We start from the raw sequence: 24,234 nt of genomic DNA, 5'->3' as shown, positions 1-24,234 counted from the left end.
ATGCCTCCTGGGTGGTCGTGGGCGGATGAAGGGTCCCGACGGGCCGGGGCCCCCGGGGGCCGACACCCGCTGCGACCGGATGGACGGCGCGCGGGAGTGGCCGATCGGGCGGAAGACGGTGGTCGATGTTAGCGATCACATATTCAGCTGTTCGCGTGCTCTCGCCGAACGCTCGCGCGGGAAGGGACAGCCTGGCAAAGCCGGGTGGCTGACGGCGGAGGCGAGTTTGTCACGGTCATGTTAGCGCTAACATTCACCGGTCAGATCATTGAAACACCATCGATACATCCATGTCAATCGAGGCTCCGGTGACCCCCGCCCGCCGGGCGCGACCGGTGCGGCGAACACCGCCCGCCGCGAGTCCCCGCCGTCCCCGTCGACCGGGGATCGGAAGATCCACTCTCCGTCCACTTCGGTGGCACACTGTCCGGATCGGACCGGTCACCCGGGACCACGAACAGAGGAGTGCCAGTTGACGATGTCCTCCACCCGCGGCCCAAGACGGACCGGTGCCTCCCGGCTGAACGCCCGATGGCCGAGAAGGGTGGGCGCGCTCGGCACGGCCGCCGTCCTGTCGGTCACGCTGGCCACCACCGCCACCGCCGCCCCCGATCCGGCGCCGCCGGCCGGCGACCGGACGGCCGGGCTGGCGATCGCGCGGGTCCACGTCGGCACCAACGCCGAACGCCAGAAGCTGATGGATCTCGGTCTGGACGTCATCGACTTCACCAGCACGCAGGCCGAGATACTGCTGCACGACGGAACCGACCGCGCGCGGCTCGCGTCGGGGGACTGGCAGGTGGCCGTCTCGGACGTGTCGGCGCAGCTCGCTGCGATGACGGCGGACCGGGCGGCCGAGGACCGGCGGGAGGACGCACGCCGGACGAATCCCGCGCTCGCCTCCAGCCTGCCGACCGGCCGGGTGTCGTACCGGACGCTGGACGAGGCCGAGAGCGAGATGCGGGAGCTCGCGCGCCGCTACCCGGACACGGTGAAGGTGTTCGAACTCTCCCGGAAGTCCCTGCTGGGGCGTCCGATCCTGGGCATGGAGATCACCAGCGACGTCCACACCTACTCCGGCAAGCCGGCCTTCCTGACGAGCGGCCTGCACCACGCCCGCGAGTGGCCCACGCTCGAGTTCACCATGGAGTTCGCGTGGGACGTCCTGCAGAGCTACGGCACGGACCCGCGGATCACCGAACTCGTCGACTCCTCCCGGCTGATCGTCGTACCGGCGGTGAACCCGGACGGCTACCAGATGTCCCGGGACCGCCTCCACGAGATGAAGCGCAAGAACTGCCGGGTCGCGGCCGGTGAGGTGCCGACCTGGGAGCAGTGCGCGGCCGCCGACGCCCGTCTGCTCGGCGTGGACCTGAACCGCAACTACGGGGCGTTCTGGGGCGGCCCGGGATCGAGCGCCTCGCCCACCGCCGAGAACCACCACGGCGCGGCGCCCTACTCCGAGCCGGAGATCGCCGCCATGACGGACCTGCTGAACAGCCACCAGGTCGTGGTCGCGGTGAACAACCACACGCCGGACGCGCGGCTGCTCCGTGCCCCGTCGTCACCGCTGGAGCCCGTACCGGCCGAGGTGGCCCTCTACGACGGCCTGGCGCGGCAACTCGGCGCGGCCCTCGGCGGCTGGCCGACGGGTCCCTGGCCGGACGTCTACTACGTCGCGAGCGGCGTGGCGGAGCAGCAGGGCCTGTACGCCAACGGGACCCTCGGCTTCACGCCGGAACTGACCCCGGGGCACAGCGGCCTCGAACGGTTCCACCCGCAGTACCCGTACGTCGTCGACCAGTACCGGGGGACCGGGTCCTACGCGGGGTCGAGCATCCGGGAGGCGCTCCTCATCGCGTGGGAGGCCGCCAACGACCGGCGTACGCACTCCGTCCTCACCGGGTCGGCGCCCCGTGGCATCGAACTGACCATCAGCAAGGAGGTCTCCGTGGACTCCTCGCCGGTGACGCGGGACGGCGAGACCGTGGTGCTTCCGTCCGACCTGCGGATCGAGAGCACCATGCGGGTGCCCGACAGCGGGCGGTTCGAGTGGCACGTCCTGCCGTCGGTGCGGCAGAGCCAGTCCAGTTCGACCCTGCTGCGGGAGAGCTGGGTGGTGTCGTGCCGGAACCCGGCCGGCAAGATCCACCATGCGGTGAGGGTCACGGTCGGCCGGGGCGAGACCAGGGCCGTCGACATGAGCAGGTGCCCGGCCGGGCCGAAGAAGCCGGTCGGCACTGGACGCTGACGCCGACGGCCGCGTCGACCGGCTGCCGCTGGCCGGGTGACGCCGGCGGCGGCACCGGGCCGCCGCGTGGCACGAACCACCGGGCCGGAGGTCAGAGCTGGCCGACCGCCGTGACGCGGACGACCGCCTCGCCCGCCTCGTCGGAGGCGGCCAGGTCGACCTCCGCGCTGATGCCCCAGTCGTGGTCGCCCTCCGGGTCGTCCAGGATCTGCCGTACCGTCCAGGTCGCGCGACCCTGCTCGATCATGAGCAGCGCCGGCCCCCGGGCGTCCGGTCCGACCCCGATCGAACCGTACGCCTCGAAGTACGGCTCCAGCGCGTCGGCCCAGGCGTCGGCGTCCCAGCCGCCGGCCGCGTCGAGCTCGCCGAGCAGGTCCCACCGGCGCAGCGCGGCCAGCTCCACCCGGCGGAACAGCGCGTTGCGTACCAGCACCCGGAACGCCCGCGTGTTGCGGGTGACCGCCGCCGGGCGGTCGTCCAGGGAGGCCGCCACCTCCTCGACGTCGGACGGGTTGCGCAGCCGCTCCCACTCGTCGATGAGGCTGGAGTCGACCTGGCGGACCAGCTCGCCGAGCCACTCGATGAGGTCGACCAGCTCCTCGGTCTTCGCGTCCTCGGGGACGGTCTGCCGCAGCGTCTTGTACGCGTCGGCGAGGTAGCGCAGCACCAGGCCCTCGGAGCGGGACAGCCCGTAGAACTGGACGTACTCGGGGAAGGTCATGGCCCGCTCGTACATGTCCCGCACCACGGACTTGGGGGAGAGCTGGTGGTCGGCCACCCAGGGGTGCCCCTGCCGGTACATCTCGTACGCCGACTCCAGCAGCTCCGCGAGGGGCTTGGGCCAGGTCACCTCGTCGAGCAGCTCCAGGCGGGCCTCGTACTCGATGCCCTCCGCCTTCATCGCGGCGACGGCCTCGCCGCGGGCCTTGAACTGCTGGGCGGAGAGCACCTGGCGCGGGTCGTCGAGGATCGACTCGACCACGGAGAGCACGTCGAGGGCGTACGAGGGGGACTCCCGGTCCAGCAGCTCGATGGTGGCCAGGGCCAGCGGGGACAGTGGCTGGTTGAGCGCGAAGTCGAGCTGGAGGTCGACGGTGAGCCGGACGCGGCGGCCGGTCTCGTCCGGCTCGGGCAGCTCCTCGACCACTCCGCCGGCCTTCAGCGCGCGGTAGATCGCGATCGCCCGCCGGATGTGCCGGCGCTGGGCGGCGCGGTCCTCGTGGTTGTCGGTGAGCAGGTGCCGCATGGCGGCGAAGGCGTCGCCGGGCCGGCCGATGACGTTGAGCAGCATGGAGTGGCTGACCTGGAAGCTGGAGGTCAGCGGCTCCGGCTCGGCCTCGACCAGCCGCTGGAACGTCGGCTCGCCCCAGCCGATCGACCCCTCCGGCGGCTTCTTCTTGACCACCTTGCGCCGCTTCTTCGGGTCGTCGCCGGCCTTCGCGAGGGCCTTCTCGTTCTCGATCACGTGCTCGGGCGCCTGCACCACGACCCGGCCCACGGTGTCGAACCCGGCCCGCCCGGCCCGCCCGGCGATCTGGTGGAACTCCCGGGCCTTGAGCAGGCGCGTACGCGTGCCGTCGTACTTCGACAGGCCGGTGAACAGCACGGTGCGGATCGGCACGTTGATGCCGACGCCGAGGGTGTCCGTGCCGCAGATGACCTTGAGCAGCCCGGCCTGGGCGAGGGTCTCCACGAGCCGGCGGTACTTGGGCAGCATGCCCGCGTGGTGCACGCCGATGCCGTGGCGCACGAGCCGGGACAGGGTCTTGCCGAAGCCGGAGGTGAACCGGAAGTTGCCGATCGCCTGCGCGATCATGTCCTTCTCGGCGCGGGTGCAGACGTTGACACTCATCAGCGCCTGCGCGCGCTCCAGGGCGGCGGCCTGGGTGAAGTGCACGACGTAGACCGGGGCCTGCTTGGTCTCCAGCAGCTCCTCGAGGGTCTCGTGCAGCGGCGTCATGGCGTACGAGAAGAGCAGGGGGACCGGCCGCTCGGCCGAGCGGACGACGGCGGTGGGCCGGCCGGTGCGCCGGGTCAGGTCGTCGACGAACCGGGTGGTGTCGCCGAGCGTGGCCGACATGAGCACGAACTGGGCCTGCGGCAGCTCGATGAGCGGCACCTGCCACGCCCAGCCCCGGTCCGGCTCGGCGTAGAAGTGGAACTCGTCCATGATCACCTGGCCGACGTCGGCGCGGGCGCCCTCGCGCAGCGCGAGGTTGGCCAGGATCTCGGCGGTGCAGCAGATGATCGGGGCGTCGGCGTTGACGCTGGCGTCACCGGTCAGCATGCCCACGTTCTCGGCGCCGAAGACCTCGCAGAGGGCGAAGAACTTCTCCGACACCAGGGCCTTGATCGGGGCCGTGTAGAACGTCGTCCGGTCGTCGGCCAGGGCCGCGAAGTGCGCCGCGATCGCGACCAGGCTCTTGCCCGAGCCGGTCGGGGTGTTCATGATCACGTTGGCGCCGGAGACGATCTCGATGACCGCCTCCTCCTGGTGCGGGTAGAGGTCGAGGCCGCGCTCCTTGGCCCAGCCGGCGAACGCGTCGTAGAGGGTGTCGAGGTCGGCGCTTGCGGGCAGCGCGGCGGTGAGCGTCATAGCCCGTCAATGGTGCCTGGATCATGGCGCGTCGCGCCAACCGGGGCGACGGAAGCCCATGATGAGGACAAAGGCCGTGCCGTCGGGGCGCAGCCCGGCCTCACCGACGGTGGTAGATCAGGTCGGCCACCGGTCGGCCGGCGAGCAGGGCCCGCCGCTCGAACTTGGTCACCGGACGGTGCGCCGGCCGGGGTGCGAAGCCGCCGTGCCGGTCAACCAGCTCCGGGTCCGCGTCGAGCGTCTCCCGCATCGCCTCGGCGTACTCGGCCCAGTCGGTGGCGCAGTGCAGCGTCCCGCCCGCCGCCAGCCGGCTGCGCAGCAGCGCGACGTGCGTGGGCTGGATGAGCCGCCGCTTGTGGTGCCGGGCCTTGGGCCACGGGTCCGGGAAGAAGACGTGCACCGCGTCGAGCGAGCCCTCCGGCAGCCGGCGGACCAGCTCCAGGGCGTCGCCCCGGGCCACCCGCACGTTGCGCAGGCCCTGCCGCTCCACGAGGTCGAGCAGGTTGGCGATGCCCGGCGTGTGCACCTCGACGGCCAGGTAGTTCCGCTCCGGGTCGGCGGCCGCCATCGCGGCGGTGGTGTCGCCCATGCCCGAGCCGATCTCCAGCACGGTCGGCGCCGCGCGGCCGAAGAGTTCGGCCGGGTCGACGGGCGCTCCCGGCCCGTCCGGAACGTCCAGGCCGTACGCCGTGAAGAGGCGGTCGAGCGCGTCGGTCTGGCGCCCGGTCATCCGCCCGCGCCGGGGATGGAAGGTGCGGACCGTCCGCGGGGCCGGACGCGGCGCGGCGGGGGAGGGGTCGTGGTCGGTGGAGGTCACAGCGACCCGAGCGTACGCGACGGTCGCGCCGAATCGGATGTGATGTACGACCGGCAATGAGAGGATCCATCTCGTACGGCAGGCCGGGCAGCCCCGCTGCCCGCCCGGCCCACGGCGTCGGGAGGAGGCAGCGCGCATGACCCGCGGTGAGTTCGTCCTGTCGGCCATGATCGCCGGTCTCCTGCTGGTCGTCGCCGCCGGCCGGGAGGCGGCCGTGGAGGGCCCGCCGGCGCAGGTCGCCCCGTCGCCCGCCGCGTTCGCGCAGGCGGCTCCCGAGCCGGCCGAGACGCCCGACTCCGATCCCGCCCCGGACCCGTCGGAGGTGATCGCGGCGCCCCAGCCGAGCGCGATCCTGCGGGTCTTCGTGGAGGTGAGCCCGAGCACCGTCCAGCCGGGCTACCTCGTCGGCATCAAGGCCAGTTGTCAGGACAATTCCGTCCCGGCCGTGGTGGCGTCGGACGCGTTCGGCCGGGTCCAGGTGCAGCCCCAGCGCGGGCTGCTCACGGCCGCGCCCATGGTGCGTGAGCGCACCCGGCCCGGCAACTACCGGGTCAAGCTGGAGTGCCCGGACGGCGAGACCGCCTCGACGATGCTCCAGGTGGTGAAGTCGGTGAAGCCCAGCCGCGGTCCCGCCACCGGCTTCGGCGGCACCGCCGGGGGCGGCTTCACGGGGAGCCTGCTGCTCCCCGGCGGGGTGGCGCTGACCGTCGTCGGCCTGATCCTCGCCCTGGTCGCGCTGCGGCGGCCCCGTACCGTCCGGCGGTGAGCAAGGTGACCACCACCCGCTCCACCCGATCCGCCCCCGCCGGGGGCGTCCGTCGGCCACCCGGTCGCAGCCCCTGGACGGTGCCGCTCGCCGTGGTGCTCGTGCTGGCGGGGGTCTTCGCCACCGGCGCGGGGCTGAGCCGGGCCGTGCCGCTGGACCTGGCCCCGAGCGCCGGGGAACGCGCGGCCCGCGACGAGCAGGGCGACGCCCTGCGGGCGAGCCGCCCGGTACGCCTCGAGCTGCCGACGATCAAGGTGTCCGCGCCCGTGGCGCCGGTGGGGCAGGCCCGCGACGGCTCCATCGACGTGCCGCCGTTGGAGCGGCACAACGAGACCGGCTGGTACGACCGCGGTCCCACCCCCGGCGAGCCGGGCCCGGCGGTGATCGTCGGGCACGTGGACACCAAGGAGGGTCCGTCGGTCTTCTACGACCTGGGCAAGTTGAAGCCGGGCGACGCCGTCGAGGTGACGCGCGCCGACCGGTCGGTGGTCGTGTTCCGGGTCGACTCGGTCGAGCGCTTTCCGAAGGACCGGCTGCCCGCCGAGCGGGTCTACGGCCACGAGGGCCCGCCCGGCCTGCGCCTGATCACGTGCGGCGGCGAGTTCGTCGGTGGTCGCACCGGCTACATCGACAACGTCATCGCGTTCGCCTCGTTCGTCACGGCCCGCCAACCCACCGCCTGACCCGCCGCGCCACCGGCGGGACGGGGTCAGGGGACCTGCTGGACCACCTCGAACTCCAGCAGGGTCGCACCGCTGGCGACCGGGCGCTGCTGCTGGCCGGCGTGCGCGGCCCGGGACGGGCCGGCGGCCCAAGCCTGGTAGGCCTCCTCGGACTCCCACTTCGTGTAGACGAAGTAGCGGCTCTCCCCGCCGACCGGGCGGAGCAGCTCGAAACCGAGGAAGCCGGGGGAGTTCTCCACGGCGCCGGCGCGGGCGGCGAAGCGCTTCTCCAGCTCCTCACCGGCGCCGGGCGGGACGTCGATAGCGTTGATCTTCACGACTGCCATGCCCCCACCCTAACCAGCTCAGAACGTCTCGACGGCGGGCACCAGATCCGCGTCGACGACGATCGGCGCGTGGTCGGACGGGCCCTTGCCCTTGCGGGCCTCCCGGTCCACGTAGGCCGAGCGGACGGCGCGGGCGAACGGAGCGGAGGCGTACACCAGGTCGATCCGCATCCCCTTGTTCTGGTGGAACATCCCCGCCCGGTAGTCCCAGTAGGTGAACGGGTGCGGCCCCTTCATGGGCGTGGGCACCACGTCGGTGAGCCCCAGGTCCCGCAGCGCGGCCAGCGCGGCCCGCTCGGCCGGGGTGACGTGGGTGGAGTGGGCGAACACCGCCGGGTCCCACACGTCGGCGTCGGTCGGGGCCACGTTGAAGTCCCCGCAGACGGCCAACGCCACCCCGCCGGTCAGCTCCACCTCCAGCGCGTCGCGCAGCGCGGCGAGCCACGCCAGCTTGTACGCGTAGTGCGGGTCGTCCGGCGTCCGCCCGTTCGGCACGTACACCGACCAGACCCGCAGCCCGCCGCAGGTGGCCGAGATGGCACGGGCCTCGGGCTCGGGGAAGCCCGGCTCGGCGGGGAAGCCGACGGTCACGTCCGTCAGGCCGACCCGGGAGAGCAGGGCCACGCCGTTCCACCGGCCGTCGCTGTGGCTGGCCACGGTGTAACCCAGCTCGCCCACCTCGGCGACCGGAAAGGCCCCGTCGGGGCACTTGGTCTCCTGGAGGCAGACCACGTCGGGCCCGGTGTCGGCGAGCCAGTCGAGCAGCCGGGGGAGCCGGGCCTTCACCGAGTTCACGTTCCAGGTCGCCAGGCGCATGCCCCCAGCCTGCCGTATCCGGGGCCCGCTCGCCGGGTCAGCTCCCCGGGGTGTCGTTCGGGCGGGTCTGCTCGGCCAGGAAGCGCTCCAGCTCGGCGGCGAGCTCCTCGGCCGTCGGCAGCGAACCCGTCTCCGGCGCGAGCAGGTTCTTCTCGCCCCGGCCCCGGGCGAACGCGTCGTACTGCTCCTCCAGCGCCTGCACCAGCGCCGCGGCATCCTCGGTCTGGGCGACCTGCCGGTCGATCTCGACCCGGACGACCTCCGCGGCCGAGCGCAGCCCGTCGTTGGGCAGCAGCAGCCCGGTCGCGCGCGACACCGAGGTGAGCAGCACCTCGGCGGCGGCCGGGTACTCGGTCTGCGCCACGTAGTGAGGGACGTGGGCGGCGAAGCCCACCGCGTCGCGGCCCATCTCGCCCAGGCGGTACTCCAGCAGGTGGCCGACGCTCCCCGGCACCTGCACCCGCTGCAGCCACGGCTCGTGGCCGGCGATCAGCTCGGGGCGGGTGGCGTGGGCGGTCACCCCGGTGGGCCGGGTGTGCGGCACGGCCATCGGGATCGAGTTGAGCCCCACGGTGAGCCGGACGTCGAGCCGGCCGGCGAGGCCGGCGACGGCGGCCACGAAACGCTCCCACTGCAGGTCCGGCTCCGGGCCGGTGAGCAGCAGGAACGGGGTCTCGTCGTCGTCGCGCAGGAGGTGCAGTTCGAGCTTCGGCGCGTCGTACGACTCCCAGTGGTCCTCGACGAAGGTCATCACGGGGCGCCGGGAGCGGTAGTCGAACAGCTGGTCCAGGTCGAAGGTCGCGATCGGGCGGGACTCCAGTGAGCTGAAGAGCTGCTCGCGGGCGAGTCGGCTGGCGTTGCCGGCGTCGACGAAGCCGGTGAGGGCCTGGATCAGGACCGGCTGACCGAGGTCGGGCAGATCGTCGGTGAGCTCGTAGAGCTCGTGTGGGTCGAGCACCGGTGCGGACCTCCCTGGTTGTGCCTACGAACGCCGCCGCGTGGCGCGGCGCCCGGTTTCGGCAACGTACCCGCCATCCTGCTGCATTCCTTCGCCGGGCGGTCCGTTCTCAAGAGGTGATCAGGATCGGGCGAACTGTCACATTCCGCCGGGTGGCGCCGACCGCGTCCCCGATCGGCGGGGGTTGCCGTGGGCCGGACGGACGAGTCTAGTGATCGGTGACCCCCTGCCCGTCCGCCGCCCGGCGGCGCCACGCCCGGGGGGAACGCCGCGCCGCGGGCACGGACGACCGAGGTCCTCGGTGCCACCCGTTCCCCGGGAGGTAGTCTCGCCGCCACAGTGGACGGTTGACGGCTGGGTCATCCCGGGTACATCGGTTGTCGGTTCCGGGTACACATGAGTGAGGGCTCACCGACAGGAGGACCGAGATGTCTCTGCTCCAGAGGATCAGCACGTTCCTACGCTCCCCGAAGGGCCAGCAGCTCGTCGCGCGCGGCCGGCGTGAACTCGCCAAGCCGGAGAACCAGCGGCGGCTCCGGGGGCTGGCGGCCAAGCTCAACAACCGTCGCTGACCCGCACCGGACCTCGCACCCCCGCCGCGCCGACCCCTCGGGAGACCCTGTGACCGATCCAGTGCCCGCCGACGGCCACCCGCCCGTCCCCGGGCCGCAGCCGCCCGCGCCCGGGCCGCAGCCGGCCGCCGCCGCGGCGGCGGCCGCCCAGGACGCTCCCGAGGCACCTCCGGCCACGCTCTGGGACCGGATGCGGGACGACCCGCAGTACGCCCCGGAGCACCTCGCGCTGGAGGCGGTGCGCCGGCTCGGCCCGGAGGCGGCGCAGTGGGCCGCCCGGGCCAGGGTCGAGCAGCCGGGCGCCTCCGCCGAGGTGCTGGCCGAGCAGGCGGTGCGCAGGTTCGTCAACCGGGCGCGGCTCTCCGGTGCGGTCTCCGGCGCGGCCGGGCTGCCCGGCGCGGTGATCGACGTCGGCGTGCTGGCCTGGACGCAGGCGCGGATGGTGCTGCACATCGCGGCCGCGTACGGCGTCGACCCGCTGCACACCGACCGGGCCACCGACCTGCTCGTCCTCCAGCGGGTCCACAAGGTGGCCGAGAGCGCCCGGCTGGCGCTGGGCGTGGCCGCCGGCCGGGAACGCGCGGGCGCGCTCTTCGGCACCGGTGGGCAGCGCCAGCTGGGCAAGGTGATGCTGCGGCTGGGGGTGCGGCTGGCCCAGATGGCCGGGGTCCGGGCCGCGAAGAGGGTCTTCGCCAAGCTCGTGCCCGGCGCCGCGATCATCCTCGGCACCTGGGCGAACTCCTCCGCGACCAAGGACCTCGCCGCGCGCTCGCAGGCGCTCTACCGCCAGCACGGCACCGCCGTCCCCACCCCGCGCCGCTCCTGACGCCACGGCGTCGGGCCCGGGCCGGGGCGCGGCACCGTCGTGACCGGCCGGGGGGCGGGCGGCGCGCGCCGCGCCGACGATCGCCGTGACGGCGGCGGACGCCGGTCGGGGGTGCGTGGTCAGTCGGCGAGGCCGGAGGCCCGCCAGGCCACCTCGGCCAGCCGCGCCTGGCCGGCCGCGTTCGGGTGGAACCAGTCCAGTGGGTTGACCAGGTCGAGGGTGAACCGCACCCGGTGCACCGCCCCGCCGTCGTAGCGGCAGCGGGACCCGTACGCCCGGCACGCCGCCGCGAGTTGGGCGTTGTAGGCGGTGATCCGGTCGCGGAAGGCCGCCCGCCGTGCGCGGTCGGCGGGAGCGGTCGAGGCCGCGTCGGCCAGCAGCGCCGGGCAGACCCCCCGGTTCCAGGCCCGGACCGCGCGGGCGTCGGTGTGCCCGACCTCCCAGAGCCGGTAGAGGTCGGGCACGCTCACCACGAGCACCCGTGCCCTCGGGCGGCCGGCGCGCAGGGTACGCAGCCCCCGGTCGACCTCCGCGCGGAACTGCCGCACGGGGGTCATCGCCTCGATCCCGCCCCGGCAGGCGTCGTTCGCGCCGACGAGCACCGTCACGTGGTCGACCCGGTCGCGTACCGCCGCGCGGGCCTGTTCCTCGAGAGCGGCCGCCCGCGCACCGGGCCGGGCGTGGTTGAAGGCCAGGCCGCGGATGTCCGGATCCTGGTCGAGCAGCCGGCGGTAGAGGCTGCGCACGCGCAGCCCGTCGCCGGTGGACCAGGAGTTGCGCTCGCAGGAGGTGAGCACCAGGCAGGAGCCGAAGCCGGTGCTGATCGAGTCGCCGAGTGCGGCGATGCCGCCCGACGCGCCGGGCTGCGGGGTGCCGCGGGTCGGGCGGGGGCCGGCCTCGCCTCCGCCCTCGCAGGCGAGCGCGACCAGGGCCAGGAGACAGGCGACGGTGGTGACCCAGCGTCGGGGCATGATCCTCCCCGTCCGACAGCACAGAGCGACAGCGCGGTCACTCTATGCGTGCGCGCTCGGGTCGGGTGGCTCCTGTCGGCTTTCCGGCAGACGCCTGCCGCCGTGGCCGCCCGTGTGCTAGCCGTCTGTGGGGGCCGGCGGGTCAGTCGGCCGGATGACGCGGCGCGAAGCCTTGACTTCGAGTGCGCCGGAAGTGGAACGCTCGGCCCGACACGTCGTACCGGCGAGGAAGGTGTGCTCGTGAGACTCGGCCTGCACTACTGGAGCTTCACCACCCCGTCGGAGCCGGAGCTGATCGCCCCCACGCTGGGCCGCACGGCGCGGATCGCCGAGGAGGCCGGCTTCGCCTCGTTCACCGTGATGGACCACTACTTCCAGATGGAAGCCGTCGCGCCGGCCGACGAGCCGATGCTGGAGGCCTACACGACGCTCGGCTTCGTCGCCGCCCAGACGCGGCGGATGACGCTCGGTGTGCTGGTCACCGGCGTGACGTACCGGTATCCAGGGCTGCTGGCGAAGATCGTCACCACCCTGGACGTGCTCTCCGGCGGTCGCGCCCGGCTCGGCATCGGCGCCTCGTGGTACGAGCGCGAGCAGCGCGGCCTGGGCGTGCCGGTGGTGCCCGTGGCCGAGCGGTTCGAGCGGCTCGAGGAGACCGTGCAGATCTGCCTGCAGATGTGGAGCCCGGACAACGGCCCCTACGAGGGCCGGCACTACCGGCTGGCCGAGACGCTCTGCGTGCCCGCCCCGATCAGCCGTCCCCGACCGCCCATCATGATCGGCGGCGGCGGTGAGAAGAAGACGCTCCGGCTGGCGGCCCGCTACGCCGACGCGTGCAACCTCTTCGGCACCAGCGTGGACGACGTGCGGCACAAGCTCGACGTGCTTCGGTCCCACTGCGCGGCGGAGGGGCGCGACTACGACGGCATCGAGAAGACCGTGGTGATGCGGCAGCACCCCCTCGTCGAGGAGGACGCGTTCGTCGCCGCCGTGCGGGAGTTCGCCGCGCTCGGGGTGACCGAGGTGCAGGTGACGCCGGACCGGCACCCGGTCGAGTTCGCCGAGCAGGTCGGCGAGCGCATCGTCCCGCAGCTCGCCGCGATCGGCTGAGCCGGTCCCCGCCTCGCGGAGCGGACGGCCCGCACGGCGAGCCCGGTTAACCGTGCCGATCCGGGGTAGGTCGGGGGAATGACGAGATCCCAGCCCCGGCGCGCCCGCGGCACGGTCGGGCACGCCTACAGCGCGCTGAACCTGCGGCTCGCGCTCGCGAGCTTCGGCTTGGTGATCATGGCGATCTTCGCGGTGCTGGCATTCCTGGCCGACATCGTGTGGCTGGGGGTGGTCTGTGCCGTTCTGGCGGTGGTCGCCGTGGTGGACCTGGTCATCATCCAGCGTCGCCGCGCCGCCCGCCGTCGTGAGGAGCCGGGCGTACGGCACTCACTGTTCGAGTGACAGGAGGACGAGATGTCCATCGCCACCACCAACCCCGCCACCGGACAGGTGCTCAAGACGTACGAGCCGATGTCGACCGAGCAGATCGACGCCGCCATCGAGCGGGCCGACCTGGCGTTCCGGCAGCTGCGCCGCACCACGGTCGAGCAGCGGGCCGGCTGGATGAACGCGGCCGCCGACGTGCTCGACGCCGAGCGCGACGAGATCGCCCGGATCATGACCACCGAGATGGGCAAGACGTACGCCTCCGCGAAGGCCGAGGTGACCAAGTGCGCCAAGGCCGCCCGCTTCTACGCCCTCCGCGCCGCCGAGTTCCTGGCCGACGAGCCGGCCGACGCGGCGGCGGTGAGCGCGTCGCGCGCCTTCGTCCGGTACCAGCCGATCGGCCCGGTCCTCGCCGTGATGCCGTGGAACTTCCCGCTGTGGCAGGTGATGCGCTTCGCCGCGCCGGCCCTGATGGCGGGCAACACCGGGCTGCTCAAGCACGCCTCGAACGTGCCGCAGACCGCCCTGCTGCTGGAGGACGTGTTCCGCCGGGCCGGCTTCCCCGAGGGCGCGTTCACCACCCTGCTGGTCGGCTCCGAGGCCGTCGACCACGTCCTGAGCGACCCCCGCGTCCGCGCCGCGACGCTCACCGGCAGCGAGGGCGCCGGCCGGTCGATCGCCCAGATCGCCGGCCGTGAGCTGAAGAAGACCGTGCTGGAGCTCGGCGGCAGCGACCCGTTCGTGGTGATGCCCTCCGCCGACCTGGACCGGGCCGCCGAGGTCGCCACCACGGCGCGCTGCCAGAACAACGGTCAGTCCTGCATCGCCGCGAAGCGGTTCATCGTGCACACCGACGTCTTCGACGCCTTCGCGGAGAGGTTCGCCGCGAACATGGCCGCGCTGCGGGTCGGCGACCCGATGGACGAGCAGACCGACGTCGGGCCGCTGGCCAGCGAACGCGGCCGCGACGAGGTGCACGAGCAGGTGCGGGACGCGGTCGACAACGGCGCGACGGTGCTCGTCGGCGGCGAACTGCCGGCCGGTGACGGCTGGTGGTACCCGCCCACCGTGGTCACCGGCCTCACCCCGGAGATGCGGATGTGGCGCGAGGAGGTGTTCGGCCCGGTCGCCGGCCTGTTCCGGGTGTCGTCGTACGACGAGGCGATCGAGGTGGCCAACGGCACCAGCTTCGGCCTCGGCTCGAACGCCTGGACCCGGGACCCGGACGAGCAGGCGCGCTTCGCCACCGACCTGGACGCCGGCAACGTCTTCATCAACGGGATGACCACGTCCTTCCCCGAGCTGCCGTTCGGCGGCGTGAAGAACTCCGGCTACGGCCGGGAGCTGTCCGCGATGGGCATGCGGGAGTTCTGCAACACCAAGACGGTCTGGGTCGGCGAGGGCGCCGGCTCGGTGGGCCCCGCCGGAGCCCACACCGAGTAGGAGGCGTGCATCAGCCGCCCCCGTCCTGGGTACGGAACGCGGCCATGACGGTGTTCGGCTTCCACGCGTCCCACGAGCAGATCCACCCCCGCGCCCTGCTGGACGCGGTGGTGCACGCCGAACGGGTCGGCTTCGACGCGGCCATGTGCTCGGACCACTTCTCGCCGTGGAGCGCCCGGCAGGGGCACTCCGGGTTCGCCTGGTCCTGGCTGGGCGCCGCGCTGCAGGCCACCACCCTGCCGTTCGGGGTGGTGAACGCCCCCGGCCAGCGCTACCACCCGGCGATCGTCGCCCAGGCCATCGGCACGCTCGCCGCCATGTACCCGGGCCGGTTCTGGGCCGCGCTCGGCACCGGCGAGGCCAGCAACGAGCACATCACCGGCGACGGCTGGCCGCGCAAGTCGGTACGAGCGGCGCGGCTGCGGGAGTGCGTGGACGTGATCCGGGCGCTCCTGGCCGGCGAGGAGGTCAGCCACGACGGTCTGGTACGGGTGGACCGGGCCCGGCTCTGGACCCGACCCGAGCAACCGCCCGCCCTCGTCGGGGCGGCGGTGAGCGTGCCCACCGCCCGCTGGTGCGCCGGGTGGGCGGACGGGCTGATCACCGTGAACGCGCCGGTGAAGCACCTGCGCCGGATGATCGACGCCTACCGCGGCGCCGGTGGCCGGGGGCCGCTGCACCTCCAGGTGCACGTGAGTTGGGCGCCCGACCAGGCGCAGGCGGAGGCGATCGCGTACGACCAGTGGCGCAGCAACGTCTTCGCCCCGCCGGTCTGCTGGGACCTGGAGACCGCGGAGCACTTCGACGCGGTCTCGGCCGACGTGCCGATGGAGCGGGTCACCCGGGTGGTCAACGTGTCGGCGGACCTGGGCCGGCACGTCGGCTGGCTGGAGGAGTACGTGGCGCTCGGCTTCGACCAGATCGCCCTGCACCACGTCGGGCAGGAGCAGCGGGCGTTCCTCGACACGTTCGGCGCCGAGGTGCTGCCGAAGCTGCGCGCCCAATGATCAGGCGCCCGCCGGTGGTTGCCTAGGCTCGTACCCCATGGAGGGACTCTTCGAGGTCGTCGTCTTCCTGGCGACCGCGACGCTCGGTGCGGCGCTGGCGCGCCGGCTCGGCCTGCTGGCCCCGATCGTGCTGGTGGTGGCGGGGCTCGTGCTCTCGTTCGTGCCCGGCTTCCCGCACGTGCACCTCGAACCGGAGCTGGTGCTGGTCGGGATCCTGCCGCCGCTGCTCTACGTCGCCGCGCTGGAGACCTCGGTGCCGGCGTTCCGGCACAACCTGCGCCCCATTCTGCTGCTCGCCGTGGGGCTCGTGCTCTTCACCGCCGTCGCGGTCGGGCTGGTCCTCTACCTGCTGCTGCCGATGGTGCCCTTCGCCGTGTGCCTCGCCCTCGGCGCGGTGCTGGCCCCGCCGGACGCGGTGGCCGCGACCGCGGTGGCGCGACGGATCGGCCTGCCCCGGCGGGTGGTCACCATCCTGGAGGGCGAGAGCCTGCTCAACGACGCCACCGCGCTGGTGCTGTTCCGCATCGCCACGCTGGCGGCCGTCGGCTCGGCGGTCGGGGTCGCCGAGGTGAGCCTCGAGGTGCTGCGCTCCGCCGGCGGCGGGGTGCTGGTGGGCGCGCTCGGTGCACTGCTCTTCGGCTTCCTGCACAAGCGGATCAGCGACCCGCTGCTGGACAACGCGCTCTCGTTGATCATTCCGTTCGCGGTGGTCTTCGTGGCCGAGGAGATCCACGCCTCCGGCGTGGTCGCGGTGGTGGTCACCGGGCTCGCGCTCGGCCACAAGCTGCCGCAGCTGATGTCGGCCGCGTCCCGCCTACAGGTGGCCGCGGTCTGGCGGCTGGTGCGGTTCCTCCTGGAGGGCCTGGTCTTCCTGCTCGTCGGGCTCCAGCTCCCGGACGTGCTGGAGGATCTCGACGAGCCGGTCGGCCGGGTCGTCGGGGTCACGGCGGCGGTGCTCGGCACCGTCTTCCTGGCCCGTTTCGTCTGGCTGTTCCCCGCCACGTACCTGACCCGGCTGGTGCCGCGGGTGCGCCGACGGGGCGGGGAGCGCAAGCCGGTGAAGTACCCGCTCGTCCTCGGCTGGGCGGGCATGCGGGGCGTGGTGACCCTGGCCGCCGCGCTCGCCCTGCCGCTCACCGTGGCCGACGGGGCAGAGTATCCCCGGGCGCTGTTCATCTGGTTGGCCTTCGCGGTGATCGTGTTCACCCTGATCGGTCAGGGCGCGACCCTGCCGATCGTGGCCCGGCGGCTGAAGCTGCCCCCGGACGACCCGGTCCAGGACGCGCTCTCCGCGGCGGGCGTCCAGCAGCGGGCCAGCCGGGCGGCGCGGGAACGTCTGGACGCGCTGGCCGACACCGCGCCCGCGCCGGTGGTGGAGCGGCTGCGCCGCGTGGTGGAGGAGCGCACCAACCTGGCCTGGGAACAGCTGGGCGGCACCGCGCGGGAGACCCCCTCGCAGGCGTACGGGCGGCTGCGGCAGGAGATGATCGACGCGGAGCGCGAGGTGTTCCGGGAGGCCCGGGACACCGGGCGGATCCCGGAGGAGGTGCTGGTGCGGGCCTATCGTGACCTGGACCTGGAGGAATCGTTGCTGCGGCGGGAGGGCGACGCGTGAGCTGCCAACACCTGACCGAGGCCGGCACGGCCGAGCCCCGGAACACGGACGAGTGCGAGTCCTGCGTGGCGATCGGCAACACCGACTGGGTGCACCTGCGCTCCTGCCTCACCTGCGGCCACGTGGGCTGCTGCGACTCCTCCCCGTACCGGCACGCCTCCGCCCACTTCGAGGAGACCGGGCACCCGGTGATGCGCTCGGTCCAGCCGGGTGAGGCCTGGCGCTGGTGCTACGTCGACGAGGAGATCGGCTGACCCGGGCCCCGGTCAGGTCAGGCGCCGGGCGAGGACCTGGCCGGGCCAGGGCCTGCGGCCCGGGCGCTCGACGACGAACGGGTCGGTGCGGGTGAAGCCCTGGCTCTCGTACCACCGCACCAGTGCGCCGTCGTCGCCCGCGTAGCAGTCGACCCGGAGCAGCCCGAGACCCCGCTCGCGGGCCAGCTCCGCGGCGTGCGCCAGCAGCCGCCCGCCGATCGCCCGCCCGGCGTACGCGCGGTCGCTGACGAGCAGGTTCACGAACAGCTCCGGCTCGGTGGCGGCCGGCACGTACGCGGTCGCGGCGCCGACCACCAGCGCACCCACCGGTCGGTCACCGAGCACCGCGAGCCAGAGCCCTCCACCGGTGGCCCAGGTCTCGGCCTGCGCGACCCGGCGGGGGTCGGTCGACGCCGGCTCGGTGCCCCACTGACCGGTGCGGCCGCGCGCCACGAGCCAGGCGGTCGCGTCGTCGAGCAGGCGCAGGATCGCGGGAACGTCGTCCGGCCCGCCGGGGCGGACGGTCAGGGGCTGCGAGTCGGTCACCACCGAGATGCTACGGCGACGGGCGCCGATGCCCGGCTCGGGTGCGCGGCAGGAGGCGTGCGCCGGCCGGTGCGCACAGGTGCGTCGACGGCGTCAGGGCACGCCGCCCGGTGCCACCCGCCCACCCCGGCGCGACCCGTGCCGCGCCGGGGCGGGGCGGCTCAGGACGACGCGCAGGGCAGGCCGTTCACGGTGACCAGGCCGGGCGGGGGGTTGGCGCCGCCGCCGGTGGTCGCCGTGAACCCGAAGGTCACCGTCGCGCCGGGGTTGATCCGCCGGTTGTGCGACTCGTTGCGCGCGGTCACCGTGGCGCCGGACTGGCTCACCTGCGCCAGCCACGCCTCCCGGACCGTCTGGTCCCCGGTGAACGCGAACCGCGCGGTCCAGCCGTTCAGCGGCGCGGCGCCGGTGTTGCGGATGGTCAGCTGGCTAGTGAAGCCACCCGGCCAGCTGCCGTGGACGGTGTACGTGGCGGCGCAGGCCGGTGCCGGCGTGGCGGCCGCGTCACCCTGGTCGGCCAGGAACGAGGCGACCCACGCCAGCGCCGAGTTCCAGTTGATCGCCACCTCGTTCGTCGAGTACGAGTTGATGTCGTCGACGTAGCAGAACATCGGTGCGCAGCCGGCGAGCAGCTGCGCCGCGAACGGGTCCTGGAGGGCGGCGTTGGGCCCGCCGGCCAGGGAGCCCGCGGGCGGGCGCGGCAGGGCCGGGTCGAGCTGGTGGCCGAAGATCCGGCTGTGCTGGTTCTGCGCCGCGTGCTCGCCCCAGCCGGTGACGTACGAGATGTTCAGCGCGTTGCGGCCGAGGAGGTAGTCCATCGACTGCACCGCGCCGTCCCGGTACCGGCCGTCGCCCGTCAGGTCGTACGCGGTGGCCAGCACCACCACGTTGTTGAGGACGTTGCTGTTGCCGCCCCAGAAGTAACTGGCCGCGTCGCCCGGCATCGGCAGCCCGTACGCCTGCCGCGCAAGCTCGGCCAGGTGCTCGTCGGCGGCCCCGGTGACCGAGGCGCGCACCCGGGCCAGTTCGGCGGAGGGCAGCGCGTTCGGCACGGTGGCGAGGTCGAGCCGGCCCAGCGCGGCGACGCTCTGCCAGCCGAAGCCGCGCGGCTCGAACACGTCGCCGTGGTGGTGCGGCGAGGCGGTCAGGTCGGCCAGGTAGGAGGACGCGCCGGTGGTCAGCCACAGCTCGACGGCCGCCCAGTAGAACTCGTCGGTGACGGACGTGTCGTCGTAGGCGCCGCCGCCGGTGCTGTCCGACGGGCTCGCGTAGCGGTCGGGGTGGGCCTTCGCCGCCGCGTACGCGGTGGTCGCCGCGGTGTGGCAGCGGGTGGCGAACGCCGCGTCATACGGGGCGTACAGCCGGGCGCACTGCGCCGCGACGGCGGCGAGGTTCAGGGTGGCGGCGGTGGACGGCGGGTGCAGCTCGCGGGGTTGCGGGTCGTCGTGGGGGGCGAGCGGCAACCCGGTCCAGTTCCGGTCGTGGATCTTGTGGTGGGCCATGCCGGCGAGCGGCCGACCGGCCGGCACCTGCATGCGCAGCAGGAACTCCAGTTCCCAGCGCGCCTCGTCGAGGATGTCCGGCACGCCGTTGCCGCGTTCGGGCAGCCGGAGCGTGCCGTCACCGAGCGCCGCGCCCCCGCCCGCGGTGGGGGCCGTCTTGGTGCGCTCGAACGCGTTCAGCAGCTGGTAGGTGGCGATGCCGCCGTTGACCACGTACTTGCCGTGGTCGCCCGCGTCGTACCAGCCGCCGCGCACGTCCAGCCGGTAGTCGCAGACTCCGTCCTGGCAGGGCACGTCGGTGTCCCCCTGGTTGGGCGCCACACCCAGGTGTCCGGCGGGGCGGGCGTACCCGGCGCCGAGCAGCTCGCCGTCGATGGCGATGCCGCTGCGCTGCGCGTAGAAGAACTGGAGCGAGTCGGCGCGCAGCCGGTCGTAGAGCGTGCCTGAGACGTCGAACGGGTGGCTGGTCTCTCCGTCGACGACCAGCCGCAGCCCGGTGCCAGGGGTGCGGTACGCGGTGAAGTCCAGGGTGTGCACGTGCTGCCCGGACGCCGGGTCCACGCCGCGCGCGGTGGTGTCGCCCTCGGCGAGCACAAGGCCGCCGGCGGAGCGCAGCTGCCAGGGCAGCGGCTCGGTGGCCTCGGTGACGAGGGTGGCCTTCTTCGGGCCGCCGGGCAGGTAGCCGACCTGGTTGACCCGGACCCGCGGCCCGGTGTCGGGCTCGTACGGCGCCGGCGGCTCGCCGCCGCGCAGCGAGACGTTGTCGAGGCAGACGGTCTGCGCGGCGGTAGCTCCACCGACCTGGAAGATCAGCTGGGCGGACGGGTTGTCGGCCGAGGCCGTGAAGGTCCGTTCGACCCGCTGGGCGGTGGCGCCGGCGGCGACGGTGACGCTCGCGTAACCGGTGTAGGGCGGGGCGCCGAGTTGCAGTACGGCCGTGACGGGGGTTCCGGGCGTGGCCGAGACGTCGAAGCCGAGCGTGTACTCGGCACCGGCGGTCAGGGGGACGCCGTCCTGGCCGATGCCGGCGTCCCAGGGGTTCGCCAGGCCGCCCGGCACGGTGGCGCAGAGCCGGCCGTCGGGTACGGAGAGCGGGCCGGTGCCGTAGGAGAACCAGGGGGAGACACCGGCGCTGAAGTCCCCGTTCCGGATCTGTTCGGGGGCGTCCGGCGGCGGGGCGGCGTGGGCGGGGACGGCACCCGCGCCGACGAGGGTGAGGGTGGTCGCCGCGGCGAGCAGCGCGCGACGGTGCGGGGATGGCGTCACGGGATGTCCTTCCGGGACGGTGGGGTGCGACGCGGAATTGGGAGCGCTCCCAACATTCGGGTTCGATGTTTCCAGTGCTCGCCGGGTGCTGTCAATCGATTCTGCTTGATGGAACGCGGGGTGCCTCGACAGTGAGATTCGCCGCGCCACGCGGCGTCGCGGTGGATCTCCTAGAGACAACAACGCCCTTCGCCTGGCAGGCTGCCTCCCATGACCCTGAAGCTGCGTTCCGTGGGAACGAGCGACCGTGGGCTGATCCGCAGCGGAAACCAGGACGCCCTGCACGCCGGCACGTGGCTGATCGCGGTGGCCGACGGCATGGGCGGCATGGCGGCCGGCGACCTCGCCAGCTCCATCGCCATCACGGCGATGGCGCCGCTGGACGTCGAGACGCCGGAGGACGCCCTCGTCGCCGCGTTGCAGAGTGGCATCGAGCGGGCCACGGTGGGGATCCGTCAGGCGGTCAGCGAGGATCCCGAGCGGCAGGGCATGGGTACCACCTTGACCGCCCTGCTCTTCGCCCGCACCGGTAGCTGCCTGGCGCTGGCCCACATCGGCGACTCCCGCGCCTACCTCTTCCGTGAGGGTGTGCTCAAGCAGATCACCCGGGACGACACGTTCGTCCAGATGCTGGTGGACCAGGGCGTGATCACCCCCGACCAGGCCAGCAGCCACCCGCGGCGGGCGGTGGTGACCCAGGCCTTGCAGGGCGACGAGGTCTCCCCGGCGTACGCGACGATGGTGCCCTGGGCCGGCGACCGGTGGCTGCTGTGCAGCGACGGCCTGTCCAACGTGGTCCGACCGGACACCCTGGCCGAGGTGCTGGCCGGCTACCCGGACCGGGCCGAGTGCGCCCGCAAGCTCATCGACCTGGCGTTGCGCGCCGGTGGGCCGGACAACGTCACCGTGGTCGTGGCCGACGTCGTCGAGGAGTGACCCGCCCGGGCGCCGCCGCGCCGGGGTGACCGGTCAGCGGCGACGCGGAGTGGTGTGCCGGGTCGGGGTGGCCGCGGTCGGGTCCTCCGGCCACGGGTGACGCGGGTAGCGGCCACGCAACTCGGCCCGCACCTGCGGGTAGCCCACCCGCCAGAAGGACGCGAGGTCGGCGGTGACCGCGACGGGGCGGCCGGCTGGCGAGAGCAGGTGCAGCAGCACCGGCACCCGGCCACCGGCGATCCGGGGCGCTTCCTGCCAGCCGAACGTCTCCTGCAGCTTGACGGGCAGCACGGGCGCCGCCGGGTCGGCGTAGTCGAGCCGGATCCGCGAGCCGCTCGGCACGGTGAGCCGCTCCGGCGCCAGCTCGTCCAGGCGGGCCGCGAGCGCCCAGGGCAGCAGCCGGCGCAGCGCCGCGGCGACGTCGACCCGGGCCAGGTCGGCCCGCCGCCGGGCCGTGGCCAGCTCCGGACCGAGCCAGACGGGAGCGGCCGCGAGCAGGGCGTCGTCGCCGACGTCCGGCCAGTCGTCGCCGAGCGCCCGCCGGCAGAACGCCAGCCGTTCGCGGAGCGCCCGGGCGGCCGGGGCCCACTCCAGCATGCCCAGCCCGGTGTGGCGCAGCCCGGTCAGCAGCGCCTCCGTCACCTCCCCCGGATCAGGGTGGGGGAGCGGGCGGTCGACCAGCTCCACGGCGCCGAGCCGCACCACCTCCCGGGCCACCACGTCACCGCCGGCCCAGCCGACCTCGCGGGCGGTGCGCAGCAGCGATCCCCCCGCCTCGCGTGCCGTCGCCTCGTCCAGCGCGGCCGCGAACCGGATCCGGGCGGTGGGCGCGCCGGGCGCCCGGTCCGCGACGGCCACCGCGAGCCACCGCGTGCCGGCCAGCGCCGACCCGGCCGCCAGCTCCGCGGCGGTGCCCCCGGTCATCAGGTACGACGATCCGCCCGGCCGGCGCACCCGGGCCAGCCGCTCGGGGTGGGCCAGCCCGACCAGGAGCCCGGCCGCGAGGTCGTCGGGGAGCGCGGCGGCACCCGTACGGCGGCCCGGCGCGTCCGTCGGCAGCAGGGCACGCAGGCGACGCGCCTCGGCACGCCACCGCGCGGTCGCGGCCGGGTCGGCGCCGGCGCGCAGCCGACGCCAGGCCGCGGTGAGGTCGTCGTGCCGGCCGGCGAGGGTGTCCTCGGCGAGCAGGGCCACCACCTCGGCCGCCCGGTCGGCCCCGACCCGGGCGGCGCCGTCGAGCAGTGCCCGGGCCAGTCGCGGATGGGCGCCCACCGCGCTGATCGCCCGCCCGCGCTCGGTGATCCGCCCGTCCGGGTCGAGCGCGCCGAGAGTGGTGAGCGTGTCGCGGGCGACCGTCATCGCGGCCGGCGGAGGTGGATCGGGCAGCGCCAGCCCGGCGGCGTCCGGCTGACCCCAGGCCGCCACGTCGAGGGCGAAACCGGTGAGGTCCGCCGTGGCGATCTCCGGCTCCGGCTGGGCGGGCAGCCGCTCGTGTGCCGCCTCCGACCAGCAGCGGTACACGTACCCGGGCGCCTCCCGGCCGGCTCGGCCGGCTCGCTGGGTGGCGGCGGCCCGGGACACCGGCACGGTCACCAGCGCGCCGAGACCACGCGACAGGTCCAACCGGGCCACCCGGCTCAGCCCGGCGTCCACCACCACCCGCACGCCGGGCACCGTGAGGCTGCTCTCCGCCACGGCGGTGGCCAGCACCACGCGGCGCGGCGCGCGGCCGTCGGTCCGCGCCGGTCGCGGGCGCAGCGCCGCGTCCTGGTCGGCGGCCCGCTGGCGGCCGTGCAGCGCGAGCACGGCGACGCTGTCCCGCAGGTCGGTCAGCCGCCCGGCGACCGCCGCGATCTCGCCGGCGCCGGGCAGGAAGACCAGCACGTCGCCGTCGTGTTCGCCCAGCGCCCGGCGGACGGTGGCGGCCACGTGGTCCAGCAGGGCGCGGTCGACCGGCCCGGCGCCCGGCGGGGGGACCGGTCGCGGTGGGGGCGCCCAGATCCGGCCGACCGGGTGCAGCGCGGCGTCCGCCCGGACGATCGGGGCGGGGTTGTCGGCGCCACCGAGGAGCGCGGCGAACCGGTCGGCCTCGGGTGTGGCCGACATCGCCAGCAGCCACAGGTCGGGGCGGAGGGCGTCGCGGGACTCGACCGCGAACGCGAGCGCGAGGTCGGCGTCCAGGTGACGTTCGTGGCACTCGTCGAGCAGCACCGCCCCGGTGCCGGGCAGGTCGGGGTCGCGCAGCAGGCGACGGACCAGCAGGCCGGTGGTGACGACCTCGACGCGGGTCTCCGGGCCGACCCGCCGGTCCCCGCGTACCGCGTATCCCACGCGCTCGCCGACCCGCTCGCCGAGCAGCTCCGCCATCCGCCGTGCGGCGGCCCGCGCGGCGACCCGGCGCGGCTGGGCGATCACCACCCGGCCGTCCACCTGGTCGGCGACCGCCAGCGGGGCGAGGGTGGTCTTGCCGGTGCCCGGCGGCGCCACGAGGACCCCGGTGCCGGCCGCGCGCAGCGCCGCGACCGTCGCCGGCAGCACCGCCCGTACCGGCAGGTCCAGGCGTACGTCGGAGAGCACGGCCCAGTCTCGCACCGGCGTCCGGAGCGGGCGGCGGTAGACCCCGGGGAGCCCCGGTCAGGGTGTCAC

Annotated in this window: 21 protein-coding genes; 12 read left to right on the top strand and 9 right to left on the bottom strand. The window is 74.2% G+C overall.

Going from position 1 to position 24,234, the window contains the following annotated elements; translation table 11 throughout:
• Positions 1-544: 544 nt before the first annotated feature.
• The gene (locus SM573_RS28715) at positions 545-2,251 is read left to right on the top strand and encodes a M14 family zinc carboxypeptidase (protein ID WP_474617474.1); all 1,707 of its coding nucleotides are present in this window, start codon (positions 545-547) and stop codon (positions 2,249-2,251) included.
• 91 nt (positions 2,252-2,342) lie between these two features.
• Here the strand turns inward: SM573_RS28715 and SM573_RS28710 are convergent, their stop codons facing one another.
• Both SM573_RS28710 and trmB read right to left on the bottom strand, forming a co-directional pair.
• On the bottom strand, positions 2,343-4,847 hold the full coding sequence (locus tag SM573_RS28710) for a DEAD/DEAH box helicase (protein ID WP_474617473.1): 2,505 nt from the start codon (positions 4,845-4,847) through the stop codon (positions 2,343-2,345).
• Between the two features lie 100 nt (positions 4,848-4,947).
• A complete protein-coding gene (trmB, locus tag SM573_RS28705) occupies positions 4,948-5,664 on the bottom strand; it encodes a tRNA (guanosine(46)-N7)-methyltransferase TrmB (RefSeq protein ID WP_474617472.1) in 717 nt (238 codons plus the stop codon).
• 136 nt (positions 5,665-5,800) lie between these two features.
• Between trmB and SM573_RS28700 the strand changes: the two genes are divergently transcribed.
• Positions 5,801-6,430, top strand: coding sequence for a hypothetical protein (locus SM573_RS28700; protein WP_474614953.1), 630 nt, complete (start codon positions 5,801-5,803; stop codon positions 6,428-6,430).
• Positions 6,431-6,435: 5 nt separating this feature from the next.
• Complete coding sequence (locus SM573_RS28695; protein ID WP_474617515.1) at positions 6,436-7,113, top strand: class F sortase; 678 nt, start codon at positions 6,436-6,438, stop codon at positions 7,111-7,113.
• A 26-nt stretch (positions 7,114-7,139) separates the two neighbouring features.
• On the opposite strand, the gene SM573_RS28690 is transcribed toward SM573_RS28695, so the two are convergent.
• The 3 genes from SM573_RS28690 to SM573_RS28680 are packed head-to-tail and all read right to left on the bottom strand — an operon-like array spanning position 7,140 to position 9,213.
• Positions 7,140-7,439 (bottom strand): antibiotic biosynthesis monooxygenase family protein, encoded by a 300-nt coding sequence (locus SM573_RS28690; protein ID WP_474614954.1) that lies wholly within the window; start codon positions 7,437-7,439, stop codon positions 7,140-7,142.
• 18 nt (positions 7,440-7,457) lie between these two features.
• Positions 7,458-8,255 (bottom strand): exodeoxyribonuclease III, encoded by a 798-nt coding sequence (locus SM573_RS28685; protein ID WP_474614955.1) that lies wholly within the window; start codon positions 8,253-8,255, stop codon positions 7,458-7,460.
• 37 nt (positions 8,256-8,292) lie between these two features.
• A complete protein-coding gene (locus SM573_RS28680; RefSeq protein WP_474614956.1) occupies positions 8,293-9,213 on the bottom strand; it encodes a proteasome assembly chaperone family protein in 921 nt (306 codons plus the stop codon).
• A gap of 428 nt (positions 9,214-9,641) precedes the next feature.
• Here SM573_RS28680 and SM573_RS28675 point away from each other — a divergent pair, with 428 nt between their 5' ends.
• Together SM573_RS28675 and SM573_RS28670 are read left to right on the top strand one after the other, a co-directional pair.
• Positions 9,642-9,785, top strand: a complete 144-nt coding sequence (locus SM573_RS28675; RefSeq protein ID WP_474614957.1) for a hypothetical protein — start codon at positions 9,642-9,644, stop codon at positions 9,783-9,785.
• A 49-nt stretch (positions 9,786-9,834) separates the two neighbouring features.
• Positions 9,835-10,611, top strand: coding sequence for an EcsC family protein (locus SM573_RS28670; RefSeq protein WP_474617471.1), 777 nt, complete (start codon positions 9,835-9,837; stop codon positions 10,609-10,611).
• A 119-nt stretch (positions 10,612-10,730) separates the two neighbouring features.
• On the opposite strand, the gene SM573_RS28665 is transcribed toward SM573_RS28670, so the two are convergent.
• Positions 10,731-11,582 (bottom strand): SGNH/GDSL hydrolase family protein, encoded by an 852-nt coding sequence (locus SM573_RS28665; RefSeq protein WP_474614959.1) that lies wholly within the window; start codon positions 11,580-11,582, stop codon positions 10,731-10,733.
• A 240-nt stretch (positions 11,583-11,822) separates the two neighbouring features.
• Between SM573_RS28665 and SM573_RS28660 the strand changes: the two genes are divergently transcribed.
• The 6 genes from SM573_RS28660 to SM573_RS28635 all read left to right on the top strand — a co-directional run bounded on the left by SM573_RS28660 (position 11,823) and on the right by SM573_RS28635 (position 17,338).
• Positions 11,823-12,692 (top strand): LLM class F420-dependent oxidoreductase, encoded by an 870-nt coding sequence (locus SM573_RS28660; RefSeq protein WP_474617470.1) that lies wholly within the window; start codon positions 11,823-11,825, stop codon positions 12,690-12,692.
• 78 nt (positions 12,693-12,770) lie between these two features.
• A complete protein-coding gene (locus SM573_RS28655) occupies positions 12,771-13,034 on the top strand; it encodes a DUF6343 family protein (protein WP_474614961.1) in 264 nt (87 codons plus the stop codon).
• Between the two features lie 12 nt (positions 13,035-13,046).
• Positions 13,047-14,462, top strand: a complete 1,416-nt coding sequence (locus SM573_RS28650; protein ID WP_474617469.1) for an NADP-dependent succinic semialdehyde dehydrogenase — start codon at positions 13,047-13,049, stop codon at positions 14,460-14,462.
• Between the two features lie 44 nt (positions 14,463-14,506).
• Positions 14,507-15,469, top strand: coding sequence for a TIGR03885 family FMN-dependent LLM class oxidoreductase (locus SM573_RS28645; RefSeq protein WP_474614998.1), 963 nt, complete (start codon positions 14,507-14,509; stop codon positions 15,467-15,469).
• Positions 15,470-15,506: 37 nt separating this feature from the next.
• Entirely contained in the window at positions 15,507-17,084 is a 1,578-nt protein-coding gene (locus SM573_RS28640; protein WP_474614963.1) for a Na+/H+ antiporter, read from the top strand.
• The gene (locus SM573_RS28635) at positions 17,081-17,338 is read left to right on the top strand and encodes a UBP-type zinc finger domain-containing protein (RefSeq protein ID WP_474614964.1); all 258 of its coding nucleotides are present in this window, start codon (positions 17,081-17,083) and stop codon (positions 17,336-17,338) included. Before SM573_RS28640 ends, SM573_RS28635 begins: the two co-directional genes overlap by 4 nt.
• A 12-nt stretch (positions 17,339-17,350) precedes the next feature.
• On the opposite strand, the gene SM573_RS28630 is transcribed toward SM573_RS28635, so the two are convergent.
• Positions 17,351-17,884 (bottom strand): N-acetyltransferase family protein, encoded by a 534-nt coding sequence (locus SM573_RS28630; protein ID WP_474614965.1) that lies wholly within the window; start codon positions 17,882-17,884, stop codon positions 17,351-17,353.
• Positions 17,885-18,045: 161 nt separating this feature from the next.
• Positions 18,046-20,652 (bottom strand): glycoside hydrolase family 9 protein, encoded by a 2,607-nt coding sequence (locus tag SM573_RS28625; RefSeq protein ID WP_474614966.1) that lies wholly within the window; start codon positions 20,650-20,652, stop codon positions 18,046-18,048.
• A 210-nt stretch (positions 20,653-20,862) separates the two neighbouring features.
• On the opposite strand from SM573_RS28625, the gene SM573_RS28620 reads away from it, so the two are divergent.
• On the top strand, positions 20,863-21,588 hold the full coding sequence (locus SM573_RS28620) for a PP2C family protein-serine/threonine phosphatase (protein ID WP_474614967.1): 726 nt from the start codon (positions 20,863-20,865) through the stop codon (positions 21,586-21,588).
• 33 nt (positions 21,589-21,621) lie between these two features.
• Here SM573_RS28620 and hrpB read toward each other — a convergent pair whose 3' ends face one another.
• Positions 21,622-24,165: an ATP-dependent helicase HrpB gene (gene hrpB, locus SM573_RS28615; protein WP_474617514.1), complete on the bottom strand. Its 2,544-nt coding sequence runs from the start codon at positions 24,163-24,165 to the stop codon at positions 21,622-21,624.
• Between the last annotated feature and the right edge of the window lie 69 nt (positions 24,166-24,234).

This window comes from Micromonospora xinjiangensis, assembly GCF_056150165.1.
The sequence above is the reverse complement of the archived record's forward strand: the minus strand, read 5'-3'. Positions and strand labels throughout refer to the sequence as shown.

Excerpts from the sequence above, each read along its gene's own strand:
- SM573_RS28655 (WP_474614961.1), top strand. The coding sequence starts at position 12,771 with ATGACGAGATCCCAGCCCCGGCGCGCCCGCGGCACGGTCGGGCACGCC.
- SM573_RS28700 (WP_474614953.1), top strand. The coding sequence starts at position 5,801 with ATGACCCGCGGTGAGTTCGTCCTGTCGGCCATGATCGCCGGTCTCCTG.
- SM573_RS28640 (WP_474614963.1), top strand. The coding sequence starts at position 15,507 with ATGGAGGGACTCTTCGAGGTCGTCGTCTTCCTGGCGACCGCGACGCTC.
- SM573_RS28645 (WP_474614998.1), top strand. The coding sequence starts at position 14,507 with ATGACGGTGTTCGGCTTCCACGCGTCCCACGAGCAGATCCACCCCCGC.
- SM573_RS28665 (WP_474614959.1), bottom strand. The coding sequence starts at position 11,582 with ATGCCCCGACGCTGGGTCACCACCGTCGCCTGTCTCCTGGCCCTGGTC.
- SM573_RS28675 (WP_474614957.1), top strand. The coding sequence starts at position 9,642 with ATGTCTCTGCTCCAGAGGATCAGCACGTTCCTACGCTCCCCGAAGGGC.
- SM573_RS28620 (WP_474614967.1), top strand. The coding sequence starts at position 20,863 with ATGACCCTGAAGCTGCGTTCCGTGGGAACGAGCGACCGTGGGCTGATC.
- SM573_RS28685 (WP_474614955.1), bottom strand. The coding sequence starts at position 8,255 with ATGCGCCTGGCGACCTGGAACGTGAACTCGGTGAAGGCCCGGCTCCCC.
- SM573_RS28690 (WP_474614954.1), bottom strand. The coding sequence starts at position 7,439 with ATGGCAGTCGTGAAGATCAACGCTATCGACGTCCCGCCCGGCGCCGGT.
- SM573_RS28710 (WP_474617473.1), bottom strand. The coding sequence starts at position 4,847 with ATGACGCTCACCGCCGCGCTGCCCGCAAGCGCCGACCTCGACACCCTC.
- SM573_RS28650 (WP_474617469.1), top strand. The coding sequence starts at position 13,047 with ATGTCCATCGCCACCACCAACCCCGCCACCGGACAGGTGCTCAAGACG.